The sequence below is a fragment of the Ensifer sp. SSB1 genome, assembly GCF_016652895.1.
GTDB lineage: Bacteria > Pseudomonadota > Alphaproteobacteria > Rhizobiales > Rhizobiaceae > Ensifer.
The window spans coordinates 1-4996 of sequence record NZ_JAEPRP010000163.1; the positions used below are offsets into that span (position 1 = coordinate 1).

Annotated in this window: 5 protein-coding genes and 1 pseudogene; all 6 read right to left on the minus strand. The window is 63.9% G+C overall.

The window, feature by feature from the left end:
• Positions 1–172: pseudogene (locus I8N66_RS37620) on the minus strand (L,D-transpeptidase); the annotation flags it as partial.
• Positions 169–1053, minus strand: coding sequence for a glycine betaine ABC transporter substrate-binding protein (locus I8N66_RS29410; RefSeq protein WP_291161659.1), 885 nt, complete (start codon positions 1051–1053; stop codon positions 169–171). The gene I8N66_RS29410 and the pseudogene I8N66_RS37620, both read right to left, overlap by 4 nt.
• A gap of 583 nt (positions 1054–1636) precedes the next feature.
• Positions 1637–3328 (minus strand): PAS domain-containing methyl-accepting chemotaxis protein, encoded by a 1692-nt coding sequence (locus tag I8N66_RS29415; protein ID WP_291161612.1) that lies wholly within the window; start codon positions 3326–3328, stop codon positions 1637–1639.
• Between the two features lie 170 nt (positions 3329–3498).
• A complete protein-coding gene (locus I8N66_RS29420) occupies positions 3499–4014 on the minus strand; it encodes a metal-dependent hydrolase (RefSeq protein WP_291161615.1) in 516 nt (171 codons plus the stop codon).
• Between the two features lie 136 nt (positions 4015–4150).
• The gene (locus I8N66_RS29425) at positions 4151–4366 is read right to left on the minus strand and encodes a hypothetical protein (protein ID WP_113538950.1); all 216 of its coding nucleotides are present in this window, start codon (positions 4364–4366) and stop codon (positions 4151–4153) included.
• Between the two features lie 84 nt (positions 4367–4450).
• Positions 4451–4996, minus strand: a 546-nt coding sequence (locus I8N66_RS29430) for a rhodanese-like domain-containing protein (RefSeq protein ID WP_291161619.1), incomplete at its 5' end; no start/stop codon positions are given.

Consider the following 4996-nt stretch of genomic DNA (forward strand, 5'->3'; position numbering starts at 1 on the left):
TGTCGTAGTTCACCCACTTCTTGGTGCGGGCGTCGTAGATCTGCGTCTGCGCCCAAGCAGCGAGCGGGCCGAGGGCAAGGGCAGCGGCAAGCACCGCGACGCCGAGCTTGCGCCGGGTCCAAACGGGCTGGCCGACGTGATCAAAGCCGTTGTCTTCAGAATGTCCGGTCATGGCTTGGCCCACCCGTCGATGCGCGCCGCATTGTCCTCGGCCCATTTCCTGGCATAGTCGGCCGGCGCCTGCCGCTCGACCTCCAGCGCGTAGCTCATCTTCGTCACTTCCTCCGGCGAGAAATCCACCTTCTCCAGGAACTTCGCCACGTCAGGGTGTTTCTTGCCGAAGGCGGTGGCATAGGCGATCTGGAAATGCGCCGCCTCCCAGGCCGTCGAGGCGCTGGACTTCGAGACCCAGAGCGGGTCGCTCGGCGGCAGGATCTTCCACTTGGCGGCATCGTGCGGAGGTTCTTCGAGCCGCGCGATCTGGTGCAACTCGAACACGTGATGCGGCGCGTAGCAGTAAAAGACCATCGGCCGGTCGGTCGCGACCGCGGCATCGACGGCCGCCATCGCCACCTCCTCTTCCGCCTCGAACAGCGTCAGCGTCCTGTCGTAGCCGTAGCCGGCCGCCCGCGCCCGCTCGATCCCGGTCGAAAGCCAGGTGGCAGCGCCGATCCACATCTCGCCCTTGCCGTCCCCGTCGGTGTCGAGGATCTTGGTCTTGTCAGGATTGCTGAGATCAGCCGCCGACTTGATCGTCTTGGCCGCTTCCGGCGTGGCGCAGAGCCCCTGCCAAGCCGGTACGCTACGCTCGGTCAGTTGGCCGACACCCTTGTCGGTCACGTATTTGCGCACGACATCCTCGAAATTCGGCCGCCAGACTTCCGGCTGGATATCGACCGTTCCCGTCTCGAAGCCGACGAAGGCATTGAGCGTGCCGAGCTCCTTGACCTCGGCGTCGAGCCCGAATTTCTTGGCGATGCCCACCTTCAGGATATTGGCCGTTGCCTGGCCGGACGGCCAGTTCGGCATGGCGATCACCAGGTCGGCGGCCATGACCGGAAGGGCCACGGATGCGGCGAATATGGCAGCCAGCGCCGCTGGCAGAAACCTCGACTTTCCCTTCACAGTCCCCTCCGGCCTCGAGCAATCGATGCGAATGACGTCGTGAATGCGTATGTCGTGTTCCGGGCAACGCTGGAGCGTGCCGGTGCTCTGCGCGTTTCCCTGGATCGCAGCCGACCGAAGGACAAACATGCAGTCATTCAAAGTGCTTCGGCCGCCTCTCGCGTCTCATGGGACGCCCGGCGCCGCGCGTGAATGCGAAGCTTATCAATGCTTTGGCCCTCAGGCCCTGCCATTCCCCGTGCCGTAACCGGCATCTTCATTTCTGGCCGGCAGGATGCATAGAACGGCAGGCTTCGTCAACGTATTAGCTACACCGCACGTTGCATGGCCGGCCCGCCGATCGTTCAAGCGGAAACGCCCGCTGGCTCGCAAGGGATTGCCTGCCGAAGTGCGTTGCCGTGGCCGCTCTTTCTTGCCGGCTCGCCGTAGAGGGGATGCGACGGGCGGCCCCCTCGGCCCGCCTGCCCGGCAACGACAGGGCATCTTCGCCCTGCCCGCCGCACCAAAGGTCTCAGGCTGCGCGTGCGTCGCTTGCGCGGCGCCGGTCGCCAATTCCGCCCATCGCTGCCTCCGTTCCCGCCTCGCGCCGCTCGGCGCGGCGGTTCAGCTGGAAGCGGTTGACGAGGTCCGTCAGCCGCTGCGCACCCTCGGCCAGCCGGACGCTGACATCGGCGGTGCGGTCCACCATGCCGGCGTTTTGCTGCGTCATGGCGTCGATGTCGTTGACGGCAAGGCTGATTTCCCCGAGGCCGGTCGTCTGCTCGGTCGCAGCCGTTGCGATCGCCTCGATCCGCGTGTCGATCGCGGCAACGAAGTCTCCGATTTCCTTGAGCGCGTTGCCGGTGTCGCCGACGAGGCGCACGCCCTCGGCCACTTCCGTCACCGAGTTGTGGATGAGATCCTTGATTTCCTTGGCGGCCTTGGCCGAGCGCTGGGCAAGCTCGCGCACTTCCTGCGCCACGACGGCAAAGCCCTTGCCGGCATCACCGGCGCGCGCCGCCTCGACGCCGGCGTTGAGCGCCAAAAGATTCGTCTGGAAGGCGATCTCGTCGATTACGCCGATGATCTGGCTGATCTCTTCGGACGCCGCCTTGATGCGCTGCATCGCGGTCACCGCATCACGCACCACGCCGGACGAAGCATGGGCGGACTGGCGCGCATTCTGCACGAGCGTGCGCGTCTGCTGCGTATTTTCGGTGGAGGTGCGCACGGAAACGGTCGCCTGTTCCAGCGCCGCCGAGGTCTGCTCCAGGGCGCTTGCCTGCTGGCGCGTGCGCTCGGACAGGTGCTCGGCCGCATCCTTCATCTCATGGCTGTTGTCGTTCAGCTCGCGGGTCTGGCGCAGCACCGCCGAGAGCGTCTCCTGGAACATGCCGATCGAAGTGTTGAAGTCGCGCCGGAGGCCTTCGAGCTCGCCGACAAAGGGCTCGTCCAGCGTCATGCGGATATTGCACTCGGCAAGGCGGCCGAGCCCGGCGCCGATTTCCCTGACCGCAAATACGCGATCGGAAACGTCGAGCGCGAACTTCACCACCTTCAGTACCCGCCCCGCATCGTCGAGGATCGGATTATAGGAGGCCTGGATGAAGACCTTTCGCCCGCCCTTACCGATCCGCATGAACTGGTCGGTGGCAAAGCGCCCGGCCGAAAGATCGCGCCAGAAGGCGGCATAATCGGGCGTGTGGGCGTAGTCCGGCTCGCAAAACATGGAGTGATGCCGGCCGACGATCTCGTGGAGTTCGTACCCCATCGTCTTCAGGAAATTCTCGTTGGCGGCGATGATCTCGCCGGCGGGCGTGAACTCGATGATCGCCTGGGCCCGCGACAGCGCGTCGATCTTGCCCTGGTCGTCGGTGCTCTTTGCCTTGGTCGCGGTGATGTCGGTCGCGAACTTTACCACCTTGTAGGGCGTCTTGCCCTTGAACACCGGATTGTAGGAGGCCTCGATCCAAATCTCGCGGCCACCCTTGCCGATGCGCTTGTACTGCTGGCGGTCATATTCGCCGCGCGCAAGCCGCGTCCAGAAGTCGCGATAGGCAGCCGACGCCGCCTCTTCCCGCTGTACGAAGATGCGATGATGCCGGCCCACGATCTCCCTGAGCTCATAGCCCATGGCACGGCAGAAGTTCTCGTTGGCTGTCAGGATATTGCCGGTGAGATCGAATTCGATGATCGCCTGCGACCGGTTGATCGCATCGAGCATGGCTTTGGCATCGGACGAAAAAAGAGACGGCAGGCCAGTCATGGAGGGCGGGACCTATAGCTAACAAATCGAAAAGGGATACATGCGAATTGTAGCTATTCGTATGATAAATTCCTTAAGCGATTGTTTTCGAGCGCGATCGACCCCCTAAGATTGCAGTGCTTTTGCCCTCAGGCAGCCCCGGTCCCGATTGCGCGCCGCGCCCTGAAATCCCGCAGGGCGAAGTGACCGGCGACCAGCCAGATCAACAGTTCGAGCGCGAAGGTCCAGTGCAGCAGGAAGTTCAGATACCAGGGCCGATAGACCGCCTGGACATGCACCAGATTCACCCGAAGATCGGCGAAGGGAAAGAACCAACGGATATCCGCCGCGATCGAATCCATCACCAGATGCAGAAGCACGCTGCTGAGCCCGACGCCGACGAGCACGAGCTGATTGCGCCGCCCGGTGGCAATGAGGAGAAACGCGATCGCCGCCGCCAGCACCAGCCAGAAGGCGGGTGTGTGCACCCAGTAATCGTGATGCGGCGCGCGGCGCTGGTCGATCAGGTAGAAATAGGCAAGGTCGAAGTCCGGCAGAACAGAACAGACAAGCCCAGTGCCGAAGATGGCGCGGGCCTGCGAGGGATTGCGATGCGCAAAGGGGCGGCTCAGCAGATAGCCTGCCGGCAGATGGGCAATGAACAAGACCGGTTTCCTCCCGAAGCGCTATCGCGCCATCTGCGCCTTTCGCAGGCACAGTCGTGACGCGAATGCCTGAGGACTTGCAACCGATCATGTCGGATTCGTGGCCGTTGCTCACGGCTATCGTGGCCAGCGGGCGCTACCAGTTGCCGGGGTCCGCCGTGTGATCGACGCTGGCGAATTCGTCCGCCTTCTCCCGGTCGAGCGTCAGGCTGGTGATATCCTTGGTTTCGTCGCTGACGGTGTAGGAAAGCGGCGCCGGCTCGCGGGTCAGGTACTGGTACATCAGGAGTGCGGCCTCCTCGGCGCTATCGGCCTCGAACTCCCTGACGACGCTGACGGAGAACTTGTGCATGGCGAGACCTGCCCTTGCTCGTTTCGACGCACTTCGACCTGGTTAGGACATGGCGCGCCGGCGCGGAAGATCAATGTGTGACCGTCAACGGGCCACGGGCCCATCCGCCTTCTTCCAGGCGGCAATGCCGCCCTCGATATGGCAGGCGGTCGTGAGGCCGGCGGCCTGGGCCGCTTCCACCGCCATGGCGGAGCGCTCGCCGAAGGCACAGTAAAAGACGATGCGCTTGCCCGTCGCCGCCGCCAGTTCGTGCAGTACACCACCGGCGGCGATGTTTTCTGCGAGATCCGGATAGGGCGCGTGCAGCGAGCCCGGAATGACCCCGTGCTTTTCCCGCTCGGCCTTTTCCCTGAGATCGACGAGCGCGATCTTCGCCCGGCCGCAAAGCGTCAGCGCCTCCTTGGCCGAAAGCGCCCAGCCGCGGCGCGCAATCTCGTCCTGGTGCAGGCCGATATGGACGTTGGCCGGCACCGCGACATCCATCATCTTCGGGTTCGGCAGGTTGAGGTTGTTCATCAGGTCGACATATTCGTCGACGGACTTCACCCGTAGGCGCGGGTTGAAGTGCTTCTCCTCGCCGATGGTCGAGACCGTGTCGCCCTTGTAGTCGTGCGCCGGATAGACGAGCGT

What these genes read in the sequence shown, in the direction of transcription:
- I8N66_RS29410 (WP_291161659.1), bottom strand. Translation starts at nt 1,053, where the DNA reads ATGGCCGCCGACCTGGTGATCGCCATGCCGAACTGGCCGTCCGGCCAG.
- I8N66_RS29415 (WP_291161612.1), bottom strand. Translation starts at nt 3,328, where the DNA reads ATGCTCGATGCGATCAACCGGTCGCAGGCGATCATCGAATTCGATCTC.
- I8N66_RS29425 (WP_113538950.1), bottom strand. Translation starts at nt 4,366, where the DNA reads ATGCACAAGTTCTCCGTCAGCGTCGTCAGGGAGTTCGAGGCCGATAGC.